The organism is Paraburkholderia azotifigens (assembly GCF_007995085.1).
Lineage (GTDB): Bacteria > Pseudomonadota > Gammaproteobacteria > Burkholderiales > Burkholderiaceae > Paraburkholderia > Paraburkholderia azotifigens.
On sequence record NZ_VOQS01000002.1, the window covers coordinates 1 to 17,538 of the forward strand.

Here is a 17,538-nt window from a genome sequence, read left to right on the forward strand (position 1 = left end):
CACCACGTATGGGTCGAAGCGCGGGTGCCGGAGGACGTGTCGATCGAACGCGTCAACGTCGAGGATCTGCCCGTTGGTTGGGATGCGCCGGATGTGCAGGCCGCACGCCGTTTTGGCGACCAGTGGATCGAGGAGGCGCGGTCGGCGGTGCTGGTGGTGCCGTCAGTGGTGGCGCGAGCGGAATGCAATGCCGTGGTCAATCCCGCGCATCCGGACGCGGCGCGGCTGGTCGTCTCCACGCCGCAGGCAGTGATGTGGGACGCACGGCTGTTAGCTGGCGGACGCAACGCGTCCCCTGAATAAGCTCACCGTCGTTCCCTGAAAAGACTCACCTCGTCGGACTTACCTTTGGTGTCGCGTCGATCTGCAAGCAAAGGCTCGTTTAACATGGCCAATCAACCGCAACAGCTGACCCTGCCTGTTGTCGCCGACTCCCGTTTTGATCCAGAAGCCAAGATTCACGTGAATCGGCCCGCGGTCGACCTCGTTCTAAAATTGGCGGCATTTGCGAGCTCACCGACCCGGGTCACGGCCACGTCGGCAACTGTGCATCGGCAGCAACATTCAAGGCGCTAATTGCCTTCAACCGGCCCCTTTCGCATCTCGATCCCAAAGACGTCACAAACCTCGAAAAGGCCGTGTCGAATGTGCGGGGCCGGCGCGGAAACAACGACGCTTGACCTGCAAGTGCCCTTTGGGGAGGTGCTCGCGCGGGCGCTCATGGTGCCCTTCGTCCACAACGATGAGCTCGAAGTAGGGCGTGTTTCCAGATGGCTATCGGATAGCTGTTTGGTACCAAACAGGTGCCGGGAGTTAATGATGACGAGGGGATGAACCGATTTATCCGCCCTTGGCGGTGCACGAGACTGCTGACGGCATACGCGCTGATGCCGACTGCGTTTGAAGCCACCCTATCTCTTTGGGCGAGCCCGCGCGGCGGGCGCTTCAGGACCGGTAGCGGTTTACGCTGGAACCGCAGAAAATTCCGTCATTTCAATTCCAACCCTCCCCGATGGAGATTGGCTCTGCGAGTGATATTTTCAGATTGTCGCGCTCAGGCGCGCCCTGAACCTCGCCCGTCAGGCGGGCGCCATTGATCATCATGTTCATCATGAAGCTGAGCATGTTGTGGGCCACGCACTCGTGCAGCCGGAATTCTGCCCGCTCACCACTGGCAAGGTCGACGTCATAGACGAGAAACTCGCCTTTATCGGACAGCGAACTGTGAAGCACGTCGGTCCGGCGGGTGATCCGCCTGCCTCGCCGTCTCTGAACTTCGGCTGCATGTTCACATCGTGTGTATGGGTGCGATGCGGCAGGGCCTGCGCTTCTTCGGGATGTAGTGCAGGTATACGTAAAGTTGGTATGACGGCCGTGCCGGTAGTACGACTCCAGCCCTTCGATCAGTCGGTCCGTCTGCGCTGGTCGAGATGCACGAGCTGTTCGGGGCCGCCATAGCGCCGGAACTTCACGCAGGTGCCGACGGCCATGGCCTGCATCATAGGAGCGTCGCAGTGAACGACGCGACGTCATCGCGTTGCAGGAACGGGGTCGGCTGGGTCGCACGGTCGATTTCTCCTGATTGGTGCCAGTGCCGGCACGCCCGGCCCGTCTGCCGGTCCGTACGTACACGGAGGCAGCAGGGACCGGACAACCGGTTGCGCGCGGTGCGCACTCGTCCTTGGCGTCGACGAAGCGGCGCCCACGCGGCGAATTAACGGTATTACTGTCGCAACGCAACGTCGAAAATTTAATACGTTCTTCGCCTGTGGCCCGTACGAGATCGTCGAGTATCGGAATCGCCTGATGGTCAATTCCGAACAGGCTTGAGTATTTCCGCCTTTGTCCTACCTTTGCCCTGTCGAAAGACGATCCGCGCTATCCGTGGACCGTCTCTCGACGCTCCCGGATGGCCTCTTTTTCATAACCTTGAAGGAGGTTCATCATGCTGACCGAAGCTACCCGTACCACCGCTGTGCTGTTTCCGTGGACGAGGACCACGCCCGCGAGAATGGCCCGACATTTACCGGGTCGATCAAGCTCGAAGGAGTGTCCGTTCCGTTGTCGGCCTTCCTGAAGGACGCAAAAAACGGAACGGATACGCGGTATCTCGATCTCTCGATCGGCGCGAAGGGGCAAGTCCATTATTCAGGGCGACTTTTTCGCAACGAGAAGAAGGGCACCAAGTCACCAGATTACACTGGTTACCTGGTTGTCCTGCCGATGAGCCCCGACGTGAAGAACGAGCACTCGGATAAGGAATGGGAAGCTGCACCGCGTCTGACCGTCTTTGGCCGGCGCACGCGCAATGCAGATAATTCAGTCCGCATCGCGCTGGATGTGTTACCGCAGCGCTCGAATGAGACTGTCAGCGACGAGGAAGTCGGGTTCTAGGGAGCAGGCTCTATAGCCGCCGCAGCAAGGCAAAAAAGGAGAGAAGGTCAACTTCTCTCCCTTTTTTGTCGGCTTCGATTTACCAGGATTACTGAGAAATACAAGCTGACAATGCAGTTAGCTGTCAATGCAGGTAGGTGCAAGGCATGCACATGTGTGTAAACGTACAGTGGTCATTCAACCGTGCCGAACTGACTGATGATCTCGTCCACGCTGCTTGCGTTCTGCTGCGAGCCCGGCATTGATCAAGAAACTGCCGGCGTGCATCGCTTGTCGGCCAAGGTCAAGGTGACCGTGATGGTAGCGCTTGATCGAAAAGAAATCCTTGATAGCCTGGTTGCAGTCATCGCCGCCTGACTGGCCCTGGACTTTGCCGGCCATGCAGATGAGGCTTTCACAGGACGATGCCGATGCAACGGTCGTGGCGGACAGACCAAGCAGAAGCGCGAGAACGGATGAGAGGGCTTTCTTCATGGTGCGCTATCTCCACAGAGGGGGATGGTCAGACGCAAGGCGTTCGAGCCGATACAGTGCTTCACGCAGGCCTAACAGTGCAATCGCCGCGCACGTCGCGATGACCGCATTCCGGGGTGGGGCCAGTGATGGAAGTACTCGACGCCGAGCGCGACGAGTGCAACCAGGACAGCACACGTCAATGCGAAACGAATATAGCGGCCGAAAAAACGAAGACCTCCCGCGATAAACAACCACGCGGTATCAAGCAACAGGCGACCAATTAAACGGACCGCGCCGGTGCAAACCGGGCGACGCGTTCGCGCACCACTGCGAATCGTCGCATGCGGCGTACACGCTTACCCGTTTCAATTGGAATGACCTGTCCCATGTCCTCAGATCCTTTCGTTTTCACTTCAAATTCCTCCAGCGACCGGCCGGCGTCCAGATACGCCATGAGCCAGCTTGGCCGCCGACCAAAACCGGACCACGTATTGCGCGGGTTCGCTGGATCACGATAGGTCGGTCTCGTGATCGGTGTCGCGTTCGGGATGGCGAATTCTTCGAGCTTCCGGTCACGGTCGAGATACGCGACGAGCCACGCAGGGCGTTGGCCCCAACCCGACCAGGTGTTAAGGGGGTTCGCTGGATCGCGATAACGCGCTTCGCCTCCTGGGGCCGTCTTCGATGGAAAAGGTACGAACTCGATCACGGTTCCATCCTGCCTGTTGACAAGACGCCGGTTTGCATTTTTGTCCTTGCCTGTCACTGATCACGATCCCATAATATACTCTGTCCGTTTTATGCGTAAGAGGATGTGTGAATAAGTACGCCGCACTCACTCTCGTGCCAATCTTGACGCTTCCCCTTGCGGGGAGGCGCAGCCAACCTTGTCTCCGCAGATATTGACGTTGGCCCGCACGTGCGCGCCGGACGTGCACCCCCTTACGGTCGCGTACCTCGTCAGCGCCGAGTCGCATAACAACCCGTTCGCTATCAACGTAAATGGCGGGCACAGCCTGGAACGTCAGCCCACCACCGAGCAGGAGGCCCGCGATGCGATCGCCAGGCTCGATGCGCGCGGTTGGAATTATGACGTTGGCTATGCACAGATCAACTCGGCCAATTTTCGCAGGCTTGGTGTCACCGGTGCACAAGTGCTTGACGCCTGCACGAATCTGCGTGCGGGCGCACAGGTTCTCGGCGACTGCTACTCGCGCGCTGTCCAGCAGGTAGGGGCGGGGCAGGCGGCCTTGCAGCGGGCGCTGTCCTGCTACAACACAGGCAACCAGCAGAAGGGCTTTGCAAACGGCTACGTGAAGCGTGTCGTCGCACAGGTCAAGCTGAAAATCCCGGCCTTGCTCGATGGTCCAATCGACCCGAACGTCTCGAGCAATTCGAGCGCAAGCAACGCCGCCGCCGCCGCCGGACATGTGCCATCCGCGGCGCAACTCTCCCAGCAGCAGAACCCGCCCCCGTCCAACGTGCGTACGCAGCTCGGCGAGTCCGGTGCGGCAGGTCAGATCGAAGCGGGCGCATTCGCCCACCCCGAAATTGGCGCGTACCTACGCCGGACCTCAACGAAGGAAAGAGACCAATGAAACAGAAAGTCGTTTATCTCGCGATGCAAAGCCAGCTCGAAAGCATCCTGCGTGACTGGCGGGTTGTGTGTGTCGCGATCCACCGGATCGAAAAACGCGAGTGGATACCGCTTCTCGACATCGAGAACGACGCCGGCCAGGCGTACACGTGCGCGATCCGGGTGAAGAAGGACATCGAGCCCAGGACATGGTCCGACCTGCGCGCCCTGGTCGACTGGATCGACACAAAGGTAGGCGTCAAGGAGTGCCGGTTGTCCTTGTCCGATTTCGAATGGGAATCCGAGACCTTAGCCGTGGAGTGAACCAGAGATGAAAAAGCACATGCAAGTTGCACAACTCGCCGCTGGCACCCTTGCATTGGTCGCAGCGAGTCAGGCCTTGGCTGTTGACACCGGAGCGTCGTCACTGAACTCGATGCACTCATGGGTGATGCTCTGGATTCCCGCCGCGTGCATTCTGGGCATCGTCGCGATCGGCGCCGGCATCTTCTTCCACCTGATCAAGTTCCATCAGATAGTCAACCCGGTTCTGGGCCTGATCATCATCGGCTCCGCATCGGCGATCGTGGGTTTCTTCGGCCTCGTCTGATGGCCAGGAAATTTCCACTCTTCAAGGGGGCGACGCGCGTCGCGACATGGCTGCTGATCCCTCGCAACGTGTTCGTCCTGACCTTCATGTTTTCGGCGTCCCTGTTCATGGTGATCCACCTCTGGGCGCTGCTCGTGTTCAGCGGCATGTGGCTCATCGAATGGAGCATCACGAAATACGACGACCGCATGTTCCGCATCATCGGTCTGTGGCTGAAAACGAAGGTCCGCAACATGTACGAATCCGCCTTCACGCGGCTGTGGGGCGGGTCCAGTTATTCGCCGGTCGATTACGCCGCACCGTCGATTAACGACATTCGAGGCGAGGAATAGCATGGCCGTCGCTATCCGGAATATCAGCAAGACCAAGACTTTCGCGAAGGAGCCTTCCTTCGTGAAGAACATACCCTATTCGCAGCACCTCACCGACACCATCATCAGCACGATTAGCGCCGAATATCTGATCGTCTTCCGCGTCCCGGGTCGTACGCACCAGAGCGCCCATGATGAAACGCTCAGGTCATGGGTGCTGGACCTGAACCACGTGGCGAAGCAGATCGGTAACGAACACGTGAAGTTCTGGACGCATCTGCATCATCACGAAACCGACAGCTATCCGGCCGGGAACTTCAGGACGCGCTTTGCACGCGAACTGGACGCGAAACTTCAGAAGCGCTTCGAACAGACGCCGCTGATGACGAATGACCTGTATCTGACGGTCGTCTACAACCCGGTCGGTGACCTGACACAAAAATTCCTCGCCCGCTTCGACCGGCCCTCGCGCGAGCAGCTGCACGAGCGGCAAAAGCAGGCAATCGCGGCGCTCGAAGATATCACCACGCAGCTTGCCGGCGCGATGCGTTCGTATGGCATTGAACCGCTCGGCCTCTACTACCGCGACAAGGAAGGCATTCTCATCGAAGAACAGGACGACGCCACCGATGCGGCCGATGAGCTGGACGACGATATCGAAGGCGACCTTCTCGCAAACCTGCCAGCCGCCGATGACGGCGCGACACCTCACCCGGCACCACCGGCGCAGCGCCATGTGTTCTCTCGCGCGCTGGAATGGCTTGGGTTCCTCGCGAACGGCGAATGGTCGCCGGTGCCGGTGTGCCGGGGCCGCATCCGGGATTACCTGATGACGAACCGCCCCGTCAGTTCGCTGTTTGGCGACGTGATCCAGATCCGTACCATCGACCGCAATCTGTTCACAGCCGCCGTCGAAATCCGCGAGTACGAGGAAGAGACCGAGCCGGGCCAGCTTAACCTGCTGATGGAAGCCCCGTTCGAATTCGTTCTCACACAGGTGTTTTTCTGCATGTCAAAAGCGGCCGGCCGCATCTTTCTGCGCAACCAGCAACTGTCTCTGATCGAAACGGGCGATCCGAGCCATTCGCAGATCAGCCAGATTACGGATGCGCGCGATGACCTCGTTTCCGGGCGGTTCGTGATGGGCTTTCACTATGGAATCCTGCACGTGGTCGGGGAGACGGCCGAAAAGGCACAGACACTCGCACGCCAGGCCAAGGTCATGCTGAGCCAGTGCGGTGTCGTAGCGGGCGCGGTTGGCATGGCATCGGAAGCCGCGTATTACACCCGCCTGCCTGGCAATTCGGCGTTCGTGCCGCGCCCGGTACCCGTCAATAGCTGGAATTTTTTCTGCTTCTCGTCGTTTCACAACTTCCTTTCCGGCAAGGCCACGGACAACCCCTGGGGCAGGGCGATTGCACTGTTTCGCGCTGTCACTGGCACACCTGTTTTTTTCAGTTTCCACTCGACGCCCAGGAAGGAGCGTTCGTTCGGCAAGCGGCCGCCTGCCGTGACGGGTATCTTCGGGCGCATCGGTTCGGGCAAGACGACGCTCCTGAATGTTCTGTTAACGCTGGCGACAGAGCTTTCGCTTGGTCCCCGCATGGCGATCTATGACCGCGACCGTGGCATGTATCCGCTCGTCAAGGCACTCAGGGGGCGTTACACCGTGCTTAGGGACGGCGTGCCGACCGGATGGCAACCTCTCCAGCTCGACCCCACGCGCATCTACATCGCGTTCGTGAAGCGCCTGTTGCGTGTGCTTGCCGAAACCACCCTGAACGGCGAGCCACTTGAGCAGCACGAGGTAGACGACCTGTCGGCGGCCATCGATGCCGTCATGGGGGCGCCTGTCGATGATCCGGAGGCTCACCCGGGTGAACAGACGCTGATTCCGCTTGCCGACCGGTCCATCACCGCCGTGGTGGAGCACTTGCCCGATCCCTATCGCGGCCCAGGTGAACGGATGACACTGGCGGCCATGCTCAGGCCGTGGACACGCAACGGCGATTACGGCTGGCTGTTCGACAACGACGCGGACACGCTGGACTTCAGCACGCGCGATATCAACGCGTTCGACCTGACGGAATTCCTCGTCGGTAAGGACGAAGTAGCGCCAATCACCCGCACGCCGATGCTGATGTATCTGAACTTCCGCGTGCGATCGACCATCGACGGCAAGCGTCGATTCATCCAGGTCTTCGATGAGTTTGCACAGTATCTGGATGACCCGATCATGGTTCGCGAGATCAAGCGGGGCATCAAGAACGACCGGAAGAAAGACTGTATCTACGTGTTCTCGACGCAGGAACCGAATGACGCCATTTCGAGCAGCATCGGCAAGACCGTGATCCAGCAGATGGTGACGTTGATGCTGCTTGAAAACCGTGACGCGGACCCGGAGGATTACATCGGCTCCGCGGGCCTGAAGCTCGCGCCAGCTGAATACGATGCGGTCAAGTCCATTCCGGAGCACAGCCGGCAATTCCTTATCAAGCAGAGCGGTCAGGCAGGGCTCGCCGTGATGAAGCTCGATGGCATGGATGAAGAACTCAGCATCCTGTCCGGCACGCCGGACAACGCGGATCGGCTTGAAAGGCTCATTCGCGAGCTTGGCACCGACGATCCGGACGTGTGGCTGCCTCGTTACTACGCCGCTGTCGTTGGTAAGAAGCCGGGCCGTTACTAGGAGAGACGTCGTGAACCTCTTGAAACACACCGCAATTGCGCTCGCGCTGGCTGCCTCGTGCACCGGCGCACACGCGCAGATCATCACCGCCTGTCCGACCTGCGACCTCACCGTTGTGACTCAGGCGATGCAGCAGATCGCGCAATTAAAGGCACAGCTCGATCAGGCGCGACAGCAGTACGAAGCGATTACCGGGTCGGTCGGAGGCTACAGCAGCATGTTGCCAATGAGTATTTCGAGCCTTCGCGGGAACCTGCCGCAGAACTGGAGTCAGGTCTATTCCGACGCGATGAACAGTACCTCCAGCGTCTCCGGTTCCGCCTCGTCCATCCTCTCTCAGTTCGACAATCAGATCCGCGGCATGGGTCGCGGCGATGCGCTCAAATTCATCGACCAGCAGCTCCATGCAAAGGGGGCCTATGACCGGGCGATGACCGAACAGGCCTATGACAACCAGATGCGCGAACTGAACGACATGCAAACGCTCACGCAGCAGATCGGACAGGCCACGACGCAAAAGCAGATCGAGGACTTGCAGGCACGCATCCAGACCGCACAGGGCGCAATCCACGGCGAGCAAGCCAAGCTTCAGCTGATGGCGATGGGGCAGCAGGCGCAAGAGCAACTGTTGCGTCAGCAACAGGCAATCGCCCAGAAACGATACCTGCTCGGCGACGACAGCGAAACCAACACCGCACCGGATCTCACCGGCAATTAAGGATAACCACCATGAAGAAGTGTTTGCTCATTCTCGTAGCTCTCGTTCTCGTCGCTTGCAACAACAAGGAGGAAAGCCACACGCGGAGTTGGTATCGAGACCACGACGCGGAACGGAAAACGATGGTAGCTCAATGCAAGGACGACGCCGCGAAAGCGGTGACTCCCGAGTGCATGAACGCATCCAATGCCGAGTCCGATATCTATATCAACGGCAAAGACTATTACAAGAAGGGCGGCGACGCGAACAATGTGCCCAACTTGACCAACAAGTAGAGGAAACGCGATGGCCTACGATGGCGTAACCCAAATATTCAACTACATGGACGCGGTAACGACGCAAATCGTTGCTGAGAATGTGAGTCGAATTATTGGATGGGCCGCGCCGATTGCGGCGCTTGGCCTCACGATTCAGCTCACCATCGACGGCCTCGCTACGCTCTTGCGACCTAGCGGCGAGCCGCTGTCGCAGCTCGTAGAGAAGTTCGTCAAGTATTTTGCCATCGTAGCCATCGCCGGTGCCGGCGGGCTGTACGTAACGACTCTGGCGAGCACTGCCATGCACCTGCCAGACGAGCTAGGGTCGGTGCTGCTGTTGAATGGCTCTACCGCCAGCGGCAGCACGAGCGCCATAGCCGGCATGATCGATTCGGCGATGGACCACAGTCTTACGGTCATGAGAACGTTGTTCGATCAAGCAGGCATTACGTCAGAACGAGGGTTGGTCGCGCTGATACTCGGCATTGTTGTAATCATTTCCACACTGCTGATTTGCGGAATTGGGGCTATTTCGATCCTGCTCGCCAAATTCCTGCTGGCGATCACCGTATGTTTTGGGCCATTTTTCATCCTGCTCTTGATAGTCCCGCCGCTTGTTAGTTTCTTCGGGAACTGGCTTGGCTCAGTCCTTAACTACATTTTCCTCATTGCCATGACGGCGATGAGCTTTGGAATTTTCATGCACTTCTTCGACAACGCTATTTCAGCGGCGGCGAACCCCAATCCGAACTCAGGCGCACTGATGGCAATCATCACCGCCGGCATCATCACCGTTATGGCCGTTGTTCTCCTGAAGTCCCTGCCTGATCTAGCCGCGCGATGGACCAACGGCGTCAGTACGAAACTCGCCCAGCACCTTCCCCAGCCGCGTCCCTCTCCGACCGGCAATGGCGGAGGCAAGGGTAGCGGCGGCAACAGCGGTTCGGGCAGCGGTGGCGGTACCGGAAGCGGCAGCGGGTCCGGTTCGTCAGGTTCCGCCGGCCGATCGTCCGGCAGTTCCAGCGGCGCCAGTGACGGGTATTCATATGCACGAGGCTCCCAGGGATCAGTCGGTAGCTTCGGCGGGTCGGGCTCCAGCGGTAGTTCGTCCTCAGGTTCCGGCAGCAGCAGCTCGCCCGGCAGTTCACCTACCAGCTCCGGCAGTGCCAGCAGCGGTTACGCCCGAGGCTCCTAAGGCTCGCAGAACCGCTCCTAAAACCCGTCTCAGGGAGGAGTCGATGAACACTCGCCATATCGCTGCCGGTCTGATGGTGTTGACCTCATTTGCCGGATGCGCCCACGTTACGCCCCCGCCCGAGCCCGACATGACCAGGCTTGTTCCCGTCAACAAGACCATTCCCGAAGAGCTGCAGGGCCGTATCACGCCGCAGTCGCTCATGTCGAAAAATGCAGGAGGAACCGCACGATGATGAATCTGGCTCCTGGAAAACCGGGGAAGTCGGGCGTGACGCCGATCACCGCAAACGACATTGAGAAGTACAAGGAAGAGCGTCAAGGCCTCGAAGTCGATCTGCTTGATGAAGTCCTGACATCGCGCAAGCGGGCGTGGCAAGTCAGCGCTTCGGCCATCGGCTTCGGGTTCCTCTCGCTCGCCCTGGCAGGCTTCGTCATCTGGCGTTACAGCCAGCCGATTCCGGAACACATGCTGGTCATGGACCCGAAGACGGGCGCAGTCCAGCAGGTGTCACTGATGCCAGACGAAACCACGTCTTACGGCGAGGTTGTTGATAGCTACTGGATTGCCCAGTTTGTCATCCACCACGAAGGCTATGAGTTCTACTCGGCGCAGGCCGACTACGACTTCATCGGCCTAACGGCAACCGGCGAGGTTGCGGACAGGTACCAGAAACTCTGGAACGGCGCGGACGCGCCCGACAAGAAGCTTGGCGATACCGAAATGACCCGGGTCAACGTTTCGTCGGTCATTCTCGATCGCGACCACGGCATCGCGACGGTGCGTTACTCCACAACCAGAAAGTATCGTGCCCGTCCGAGCGATGAGCCGTCGAAATACTGGATCGCGACGGTTGCGTACAGGTACGCAACCAGGCCCATGACCGCGAAGCAGCGCTTCATCAACCCGTTTGGGTTGCAGGTGCTGGCCTTCCGGCCGAACGCCGAGGCTACGGAGAATTGAGCATGCGCCTTGCAATGATTCCCTTGCTTGCCGCGCTCGCGTTCACGGGCGTGCAGCACGCATGGGCCGTCGGCCCGAAGAAAGATTCTCCGTACGATCATCGCATCAAGTCGATCACCTACAACCCGATCGATACCGTTGAAGTCAATTGCGTGATTGGCCTCGCGCTGACGATTACGGTTGCACCTGGCGAGCGGTACGTTACGCACGCCTTTGGTGACCAGGCAGCGTGGGCGCTCTCACAGAACGGCAATCACATTTTCGTGCAGCCCACGCAGGCGAACAGCGACACGAACCTGGTGCTGGTTACCGATCGCCGCGTGTATCACCTGCTGCTGCACTTCATTGGCTCGAAAAAGGCCGACGATGGCAGTGCCGGCAACACGGCCGGGAGCTTCATCAGAACGCCGTGGGCAATGCGTTCGGCAACGATCGCGTTGAACTACAACTATCCGGACGACGACCGCCGCGCGGCGCTCGCGAAGACGAACGCGCAGCGCGTGAAGGATGCACTCGCGACGGCTTCCGATCAGGGGCTGGTGAACATGAGCTATGAACGGTCTTACGATCCGGCGATGAACGATATCACCCCCGTCAACGTGTGGGACAACTATCGCTTCACGTCTTTCAAGTTCCTCCCGAACGCCGAGTTGCCGACCATCACCTATATCAGCGCCAGCGGCAAGGAAACCGTACCTAACGTCCATATCGAAGGGACGAACCACAACATCATCGTCGCCGAACTGGTTGCCAGGGAGTGGCGAGTCCGGTCGGGCGGCAAGGTAATCGGTGTCCTCAACCGGAACTTCAATCCCGCGCTCGGCGCAAACCCGAGCGGTACGGTTTCGCCCAACGTTCGGCGGGTGCTCAAACAGGACAATGGAGATAACCGATGACCGACCGTCACGACACGCCCGAATCCGTACCGGACGGCCGGCAGCCGTTCGTGGCTGGTCCCAGGCGGTCTGTTCCGGGCCTTGCTGCCTTTCTTCTGCTGATGGTCGTGGTGGCTCTCGCGCTGATCGGTTTTCTCGCGTGGCACGCGTTGCATCCGAAAGCTCCCGACGCGGACCCGGCCAGCTCGAAGCGCGACCAGACGTTCGCCGGCGCGCTACCTCAACGTCACTTCACCGAGACGCCGGAGAATGCCCTACCGAGCAGTTCCCCGGAGGCAGCCCGTGCCCCTGCGATCAGCACGGAGGTCGCTGCACAAGGCCAGCAGCAGGCCTCACCGGAGGAACTGGCTAACCTGCGCCGCCTGGGGCGAAGCCAGGGCGGAACAGGCAACGCGCAGGGTGCCGGCGCACAAACCGACACCGGTGCAACCCCGCCGGCGCCGCCGGGTGGGTCGCCCGTCCAGCGCGTCAGCCAGAGCAGTGACACGCTCGACAGGGCCACGACCGCCGCACGGCCGCAAGCGGTCAACGCAACCATGCTCGCGCACCCGAGCCTCACGGTGCCGAGCGGCGTCATGATCCCGTGTGGCACCAAGACCGAGCTGGATACCACGCAGCCCGGTATGGTGTCGTGCCAGGTTAGCAGCGACGTCTATTCGGCTGATGGCAAGGTCAAGCTGGTCGACAAGGGCGCACACGTCGACGGCGAGATTGCCAGCGGCATCAAGATGGGCCAGAACCGCGTATTTGTGTTGTGGACTCGCGTGCGCAATCCGGACAACACCCTCGTCAACATCGACAGCCCAGGCACGAACGCCCTTGGCAGCTCCGGTATCCCCGGCCAGGTCGATACCCATTTCTGGACCCGGTTCGGCGGTGCCATGTTCATATCCGTGTTTTCAGATGTCGGACAGGCCCTCGTGCAGGTCGCCGCGAACAGCACGAACAAGTCCGGCAACGGCAATACCTATCTCAATCTCGACAACACGTCGAACACGTCCAACCAGCTTGCAGCCGAGGCGCTGCGCGCAACGATCGACATACCGCCGACGCTGTACGACCAGCAGGGCGACCGCGTGATGATCTACGTTCGCCGTGATCTTGATTTCAGTGACGTGTACACGCTCTCCATGGATAAGCCTCAATTATGAACGCACCTGCAAACATCAAGTATTTCGACAACCGTTCGTTGCTCTCGACGCTGGGGCCGCTCAATGAGTACCTGAGCGACCCCAACATCTACGAGCTGCGTGTGAACCGTTTCGGCCAGCTCGTGTGTGCGACCACGAAGGGGCGCGTCCTGCACGATGCGCCGTTTCTTACCCGGTCGTATCTCGAAAAGCTCACGAACACGCTGTTGAACGCCAACGGCCTGCCGCGCCGGCCCGTCAACGATGTGTTGTTGCCGGACGGCTCGCGCGGCGTCATCTGCTGGCCGCCGGCCGTTCTCGAAGGAACGGTGCTGATCGCGATCCGGAAGCATCTGGCCGTCGACAAGTCGCTCGAAGAGCTTGATGCAGAAGGGCGCTTCAAGAAGCTACAGATCCGCACGTTTGCGGACTCCCTGAAGCTCACACCGTTCGAAGAGGAAATGATTGCCCTGCGCGATAGCGGCGACTATGTGCGCTTTCTTAAACAGTCCATCACCTGCAAGTTCAACATCGCTATCGCCGGCGCGACCGGTTCGGGAAAATCGACGTTCACACGCACGCTCCTGAAGTATGTTCCGCGCAGTGAACGGGTGCTGATTCTGGAGGACACACACGAGGTTGGGTCCGACGATCACGACGAAATCGGCTACCTCGTGTACGGAGAACAGGAAGGCCGTCTATCGGCGCGGGAGTGCCTGAAAACCACCATGCGGCTGTCGCCGGACCGCATTTTCCTGACCGAGCTGCGCGACGATGCAGCGTGGGACTACATCAAGAGCGCGAACACCGGTCATCCCGGGGGCATCTTCTCGACGCACTCCAACAGCGCGGCCGAAACGCCGGGCCGCATCGCGGACCTTGTGAAGTCTTCTGAAGTCGGACGGATGCTCGACTACAAGATGATCTTGCGTACGATTCACGCGACGCTCGATCTGATTATCTACATGAAGGATTGGGACGTTGTTGAGCTGCTGTACGACCCGCTTTTCAAAAAGCAGAACGCTGCCAGGTGACGGGGCGCCTCATGCACATGATCCGTCGCACATACTGAGGAAACGACCATGAGTGAAAAAACCGCCCGGAAATCGTCGTCGCGCCTGCTGCTGCCGATCGTCAAGCGCGAACCTGAAAAAACGAAGGTCACAGCCAGCTTGCCGCAGGATGTACACGCCGACTTGCTCGCCTACCAGCGTGCCTATCAGGACATGAATGGCGCCGAAGTATCACTAGACTTCATTATCGAGCAGGTACTTATCCAGCACATGAAACGCGACAAAGCCTTCCAGACATGGAAGGTGACCAGCGATCGCACGCAGGCCTGAACTTTTGCCGGCTGCAGGCTGAGGCGAGGAAGGCGCTACTTAAGCCAGCCGAATGCGGCCCGCTGGAACAATGGGTTATCTATCTATCTGTCTATCTATCGCCTCGCGGACGAAGGCAACGCGAGCATGCAGGAAATCGCCGCACTGTTCGGCATTCACCGATCGACGTTGTTCCGGTGCCGCAGCGTGCAGAGCGCGCCGCGTAAAACCGTAAACAGGGTGGCCTCAAAATTCGGATTGTTTCGTACGTGACCACGCGTTTAGACAAGGTGTTTCGAACGTCGGCGAGCGACCCAAGTCGGCCATCCAGGTTCGCACACCCAGCGTCCGCTATTCCCTTTTCACCGGCCTTTCGAGCCCAGTCCGGCGGCTGCCCCCGGGTCGGTCTTTAGAAACGTTCATCGCACTTCAAAGAGCTGTCTGAAGTGCTAGCCGCTGGTGGTGGTCGGCCGACTGATCTTCTTCAGCTCCTCGATCGCGGCGACCACGGCCTTGTCGATGCCGCGCATCAGGTCGAGCGGATTCCGCCCGGCGACCACATACTTCAAGCCTTCTCGGACAATCGCTTGCGCGAGAAGGGTAGCGGAGGTGGTGCCATCGCCAGCCTCGTCGCTCGTTCTCGATGCGACTTCCTTGAGCAGTTGTGCGCCGATGTTCTGCAGCCTGTCGTTCAGTTCGATTTCCTTCGCGACCGACACACCGTCTTTCGTGACGGTCGGTCTACCGTAGCTGCGCTCGAGTACAACGTTGCGGCCCCTCGGCCCCAGCGTCACCTTCACCGCGTTGGCAAGAATGTTCACGCCTTCAACGAGCTTGGTGCGGGCCGCGTCACCGTAAATGACATTCTTGGCTGCCATGTGCAGACTCCCCCACAAGTTACATTAGCGGCCGAGTGAAGCCCCGCCCCCGGTACTGCTCGTCGTTATTGCGCTACCTGCACCTCGATCCGTCGCGGCTGCGCCTGTTCAATGCGTGGAATGCGTAGCGTCAGGACGCCGTCTTTCAAGCTGGCTTCGATCTTCGAGCCATCCAGTTCGCGACTCAATCTAAAGGCTCGGCGGTAGCGCGGCTCACCAATTTCGACGTGAAGCAGTTGCAGACCTTCCGGCGCCGCGACGGCAGCCTCTGCTTCAATCAGCAGGTGTTCACCTTCCATCTTGATTGCGAGGCGGTCCTTCGAGGCGCCCGGTAGGTCGGCGGTGATGGTAATTCCCGTCTCATCTTCGACGATGTCTACGGGCGGGATCAACGCCGCGGCCGTGCTCCTGGCCGACACGTTTTGCGGTTCACGCGTGGCAACTTGGGTTTCTTCGCTCATGGCAGTCTCCGCTTACTGGACCTGAATCAGGCGAGGCTTGGACGACTCGCGCTTCATCACGGTGACGCGCAGACAACCGTCCGCATATTTTGCCTCGACGCGAGCCGGGTCGGCATCGTCAGGCAGGCTGACGACGCGGCGAAACTTGCCGGCAAACCGTTCGTCCGCATAGACGATTTTGCGCTCGCCGGCGTCCGCAAGGGCGGACGGCCTTTCGCCGCTCAGGATAAGCAGGCCCTTGTCGATGGACACCTGCAGCGCCTGCGGGTCGACGCCTGCTACAAATGCGACCACTTCGATGGCGTCGACCGTACTTCCGATGTTGATTGGGGGAAATGTACCCCGAGCGCCGGCACGGATGCCGGCCGCAACGCCAAAGTTTCGAACGACGGCGTCCATCTGCTCCTGGAGGAGCCGCTCGAAGTCCGGAAATACGTCGGAAGAAAACCTCATGAATGAACCCTTCATGGCTGGATCTCCTTTCATCTCTCACCTAGCAGGCGAGTGCGGCCCTCGGCAACTTCGCCGAAAGGGCGGCCAAGGGCAGTCACTCGAACCTCACGTTGGGCGGGAAGGGGTGTGGCCGGCCTATATAATTTATAGATGGGAGCGGGCAAAAAAATACAAGAGATCGGATTGTCGAACGCGCTCGCCACACCGGAGCTGAGGCAGGCAATGCGCCTTGCACTCGATTCCAGGATCAGGAACAAATCAGCGTTTCCCTAGCTCGGCGATCGAATGGAGTCTGCCCGTTCCGCTTCGGTGCCGGGCTTTTTCTCGTACGCCAAACAAAAAGAAGCCGACGCTTGGCCGGCTTCTGCTGACTGCTCTTCAGCAGTCTCGCGACTGACGCTTATCAGACGCGCTGTCCCGTGGTTTGAGGCGCATTGGGCGTTTGAAATTTATGCTCGGCGCCGTCATTTTGAACTTCGGCTTGCTTGCGCTTGCCGTGCTCAACTTGCTGTGCGCGCCGCTGATTCGATGCTTGGCCTCGTCGCGGTTGTTCTCGGGTTGCTTTCGCTTCGTTATAAACTCCATTGTACTGCAAAGACCACCTGTCCGTGCGTCTAATTCGCCCTCCTAAAAATCGGATTCGGGAACCGCCCCTACGTTCAGCACAGAGTTGTAACCGCGGGCCGAAACGGCCGATGACTTGCCTGTTGGGGCGGGCTCCTGTGTGGTTCCCGGCTCCCGTGTTGTCGCCGCGAAAGCCGAGGGGCTTTTCCAGAGCTTAAGTCAGACCTTAGGTGTCTTCGAACGCATTCGGGGCTGCAGCCTTCAAAAACTCGTGGCCATCCCAGGTTAGCCGCCAATCTGTACCCATCGAGCGCACGAGATTTGCGTCGGCCAGCAGGTTCAAGTGATACGACACGCCCCGGTTCGAAACGTCGAACGCATTCTTGAGCGCGCTCTCAATGTCAAATTCGCTGAGGTGCGGGGACTTGTTTTCCTCGAGCGTCTTCAATATTGCCAATGCCAGATTCATCTCGCGTTTCACGATTTCCTCCTGTCGTAGACAGGATCACTCATCGAGATGGCGCCACCGGTACAACGTCTGCGCAACCTACCCGGGTGGGGCGCATTACGTGCCGCTTTGCGCTTCCACCCAGTTCCGTGGAGCGTGCGGAACATCACGACTTGGGTTGCGTCCACGATCTACCTTCGTTAGACGAAAGCGGCCT

23 protein-coding genes and 1 pseudogene are annotated in these 17,538 nt (G+C 59.5%); 17 read left to right on the top strand and 7 right to left on the bottom strand.

What is annotated here, in order from left to right:
- Positions 1 to 303 (top strand): RES family NAD+ phosphorylase (locus FRZ40_RS16730; protein WP_147234853.1); only part of this gene is annotated, 303 nt, incomplete at its 5' end.
- 690 nt (positions 304 to 993) lie between these two features.
- Here FRZ40_RS16730 and FRZ40_RS16735 read toward each other — a convergent pair.
- A complete protein-coding gene (locus FRZ40_RS16735) occupies positions 994 to 1,233 on the bottom strand; it encodes a hypothetical protein (RefSeq protein ID WP_147234854.1) in 240 nt (79 codons plus the stop codon).
- A 753-nt stretch (positions 1,234 to 1,986) separates the two neighbouring features.
- Here FRZ40_RS16735 and FRZ40_RS16740 point away from each other — a divergent pair.
- Positions 1,987 to 2,394 (top strand): hypothetical protein, encoded by a 408-nt coding sequence (locus FRZ40_RS16740; protein ID WP_240057204.1) that lies wholly within the window; start codon positions 1,987 to 1,989, stop codon positions 2,392 to 2,394.
- Positions 2,395 to 2,571: 177 nt separating this feature from the next.
- Here FRZ40_RS16740 and FRZ40_RS16745 read toward each other — a convergent pair whose 3' ends face one another.
- Entirely contained in the window at positions 2,572 to 2,868 is a 297-nt protein-coding gene (locus tag FRZ40_RS16745) for a conjugal transfer protein (protein WP_147234855.1), read from the bottom strand.
- A 128-nt stretch (positions 2,869 to 2,996) separates the two neighbouring features.
- On the opposite strand from FRZ40_RS16745, the gene FRZ40_RS44055 reads away from it, so the two are divergent.
- Positions 2,997 to 3,134 carry a hypothetical protein gene (locus FRZ40_RS44055; RefSeq protein ID WP_158647010.1) on the top strand — a complete coding sequence of 46 codons (138 nt, stop codon included), beginning with the start codon at positions 2,997 to 2,999 and terminating at the stop codon, positions 3,132 to 3,134.
- Here FRZ40_RS44055 and FRZ40_RS16750 read toward each other — a convergent pair.
- Positions 3,131 to 3,559 (bottom strand): H-NS histone family protein, encoded by a 429-nt coding sequence (locus FRZ40_RS16750; RefSeq protein ID WP_205019785.1) that lies wholly within the window; start codon positions 3,557 to 3,559, stop codon positions 3,131 to 3,133. The genes FRZ40_RS44055 and FRZ40_RS16750 overlap by 4 nt on opposite strands.
- A 178-nt stretch (positions 3,560 to 3,737) precedes the next feature.
- Between FRZ40_RS16750 and FRZ40_RS16755 the strand changes: the two genes are divergently transcribed.
- The 14 genes from FRZ40_RS16755 to FRZ40_RS16820 all read left to right on the top strand — a co-directional run bounded on the left by FRZ40_RS16755 (position 3,738) and on the right by FRZ40_RS16820 (position 14,538).
- A complete protein-coding gene (locus FRZ40_RS16755; RefSeq protein ID WP_147234856.1) occupies positions 3,738 to 4,448 on the top strand; it encodes a lytic transglycosylase domain-containing protein in 711 nt (236 codons plus the stop codon).
- Positions 4,445 to 4,750 (top strand): KorA family transcriptional regulator, encoded by a 306-nt coding sequence (korA, locus tag FRZ40_RS16760; protein ID WP_147234857.1) that lies wholly within the window; start codon positions 4,445 to 4,447, stop codon positions 4,748 to 4,750. The genes FRZ40_RS16755 and korA overlap by 4 nt, the downstream gene beginning before the upstream one ends.
- A gap of 7 nt (positions 4,751 to 4,757) precedes the next feature.
- Complete coding sequence (locus FRZ40_RS16765; RefSeq protein ID WP_147234858.1) at positions 4,758 to 5,036, top strand: TrbC/VirB2 family protein; 279 nt, start codon at positions 4,758 to 4,760, stop codon at positions 5,034 to 5,036.
- Entirely contained in the window at positions 5,036 to 5,368 is a 333-nt protein-coding gene (locus FRZ40_RS16770; RefSeq protein ID WP_147234859.1) for a VirB3 family type IV secretion system protein, read from the top strand. Before FRZ40_RS16765 ends, FRZ40_RS16770 begins: the two co-directional genes overlap by 1 nt.
- Positions 5,369 to 5,429: 61 nt before the next feature.
- The gene (locus tag FRZ40_RS16775) at positions 5,430 to 8,036 is read left to right on the top strand and encodes a VirB4 family type IV secretion/conjugal transfer ATPase (protein ID WP_240057205.1); all 2,607 of its coding nucleotides are present in this window, start codon (positions 5,430 to 5,432) and stop codon (positions 8,034 to 8,036) included.
- A gap of 10 nt (positions 8,037 to 8,046) precedes the next feature.
- On the top strand, positions 8,047 to 8,754 hold the full coding sequence (locus FRZ40_RS16780; RefSeq protein WP_147234861.1) for a TrbJ/VirB5 family protein: 708 nt from the start codon (positions 8,047 to 8,049) through the stop codon (positions 8,752 to 8,754).
- A gap of 11 nt (positions 8,755 to 8,765) precedes the next feature.
- Complete coding sequence (locus tag FRZ40_RS45750; RefSeq protein ID WP_147234862.1) at positions 8,766 to 9,029, top strand: EexN family lipoprotein; 264 nt, start codon at positions 8,766 to 8,768, stop codon at positions 9,027 to 9,029.
- Positions 9,030 to 9,039: 10 nt separating this feature from the next.
- A complete protein-coding gene (locus FRZ40_RS16790; RefSeq protein WP_147234863.1) occupies positions 9,040 to 10,206 on the top strand; it encodes a TrbL/VirB6 family protein in 1,167 nt (388 codons plus the stop codon).
- A gap of 43 nt (positions 10,207 to 10,249) precedes the next feature.
- The gene (locus FRZ40_RS16795) at positions 10,250 to 10,441 is read left to right on the top strand and encodes a hypothetical protein (RefSeq protein ID WP_147234864.1); all 192 of its coding nucleotides are present in this window, start codon (positions 10,250 to 10,252) and stop codon (positions 10,439 to 10,441) included.
- Positions 10,438 to 11,169 (top strand): VirB8 family type IV secretion system protein, encoded by a 732-nt coding sequence (locus tag FRZ40_RS16800; protein WP_205019787.1) that lies wholly within the window; start codon positions 10,438 to 10,440, stop codon positions 11,167 to 11,169. The genes FRZ40_RS16795 and FRZ40_RS16800 overlap by 4 nt, the downstream gene beginning before the upstream one ends.
- Positions 11,170 to 11,171: 2 nt before the next feature.
- The gene (locus FRZ40_RS16805) at positions 11,172 to 12,065 is read left to right on the top strand and encodes a TrbG/VirB9 family P-type conjugative transfer protein (protein ID WP_205019789.1); all 894 of its coding nucleotides are present in this window, start codon (positions 11,172 to 11,174) and stop codon (positions 12,063 to 12,065) included.
- The gene (virB10, locus tag FRZ40_RS16810; RefSeq protein ID WP_147234865.1) at positions 12,062 to 13,216 is read left to right on the top strand and encodes a type IV secretion system protein VirB10; all 1,155 of its coding nucleotides are present in this window, start codon (positions 12,062 to 12,064) and stop codon (positions 13,214 to 13,216) included. The genes FRZ40_RS16805 and virB10 overlap by 4 nt, the downstream gene beginning before the upstream one ends.
- Entirely contained in the window at positions 13,213 to 14,229 is a 1,017-nt protein-coding gene (locus tag FRZ40_RS16815) for an ATPase, T2SS/T4P/T4SS family (protein WP_147234866.1), read from the top strand. Before virB10 ends, FRZ40_RS16815 begins: the two co-directional genes overlap by 4 nt.
- A gap of 48 nt (positions 14,230 to 14,277) precedes the next feature.
- Positions 14,278 to 14,538: a DUF2274 domain-containing protein gene (locus tag FRZ40_RS16820; RefSeq protein WP_147234867.1), complete on the top strand. Its 261-nt coding sequence runs from the start codon at positions 14,278 to 14,280 to the stop codon at positions 14,536 to 14,538.
- Positions 14,539 to 14,972: 434 nt separating this feature from the next.
- On the opposite strand, the pseudogene FRZ40_RS16825 reads toward FRZ40_RS16820, so the two are convergent.
- The 4 genes and pseudogenes from FRZ40_RS16825 to FRZ40_RS16840 all read right to left on the bottom strand — a co-directional run.
- Positions 14,973 to 15,395: pseudogene (locus FRZ40_RS16825) on the bottom strand (TCP-1/cpn60 chaperonin family protein); the annotation flags it as partial.
- Between the two features lie 65 nt (positions 15,396 to 15,460).
- Positions 15,461 to 15,856: an Hsp20/alpha crystallin family protein gene (locus tag FRZ40_RS16830; protein ID WP_147234868.1), complete on the bottom strand. Its 396-nt coding sequence runs from the start codon at positions 15,854 to 15,856 to the stop codon at positions 15,461 to 15,463.
- A 12-nt stretch (positions 15,857 to 15,868) separates the two neighbouring features.
- Positions 15,869 to 16,324: an Hsp20/alpha crystallin family protein gene (locus tag FRZ40_RS16835; RefSeq protein ID WP_147234869.1), complete on the bottom strand. Its 456-nt coding sequence runs from the start codon at positions 16,322 to 16,324 to the stop codon at positions 15,869 to 15,871.
- A 775-nt stretch (positions 16,325 to 17,099) separates the two neighbouring features.
- Positions 17,100 to 17,354, bottom strand: coding sequence for a DUF2513 domain-containing protein (locus FRZ40_RS16840; protein ID WP_240057206.1), 255 nt, complete (start codon positions 17,352 to 17,354; stop codon positions 17,100 to 17,102).
- Positions 17,355 to 17,538: the final 184 nt, after the last annotated feature.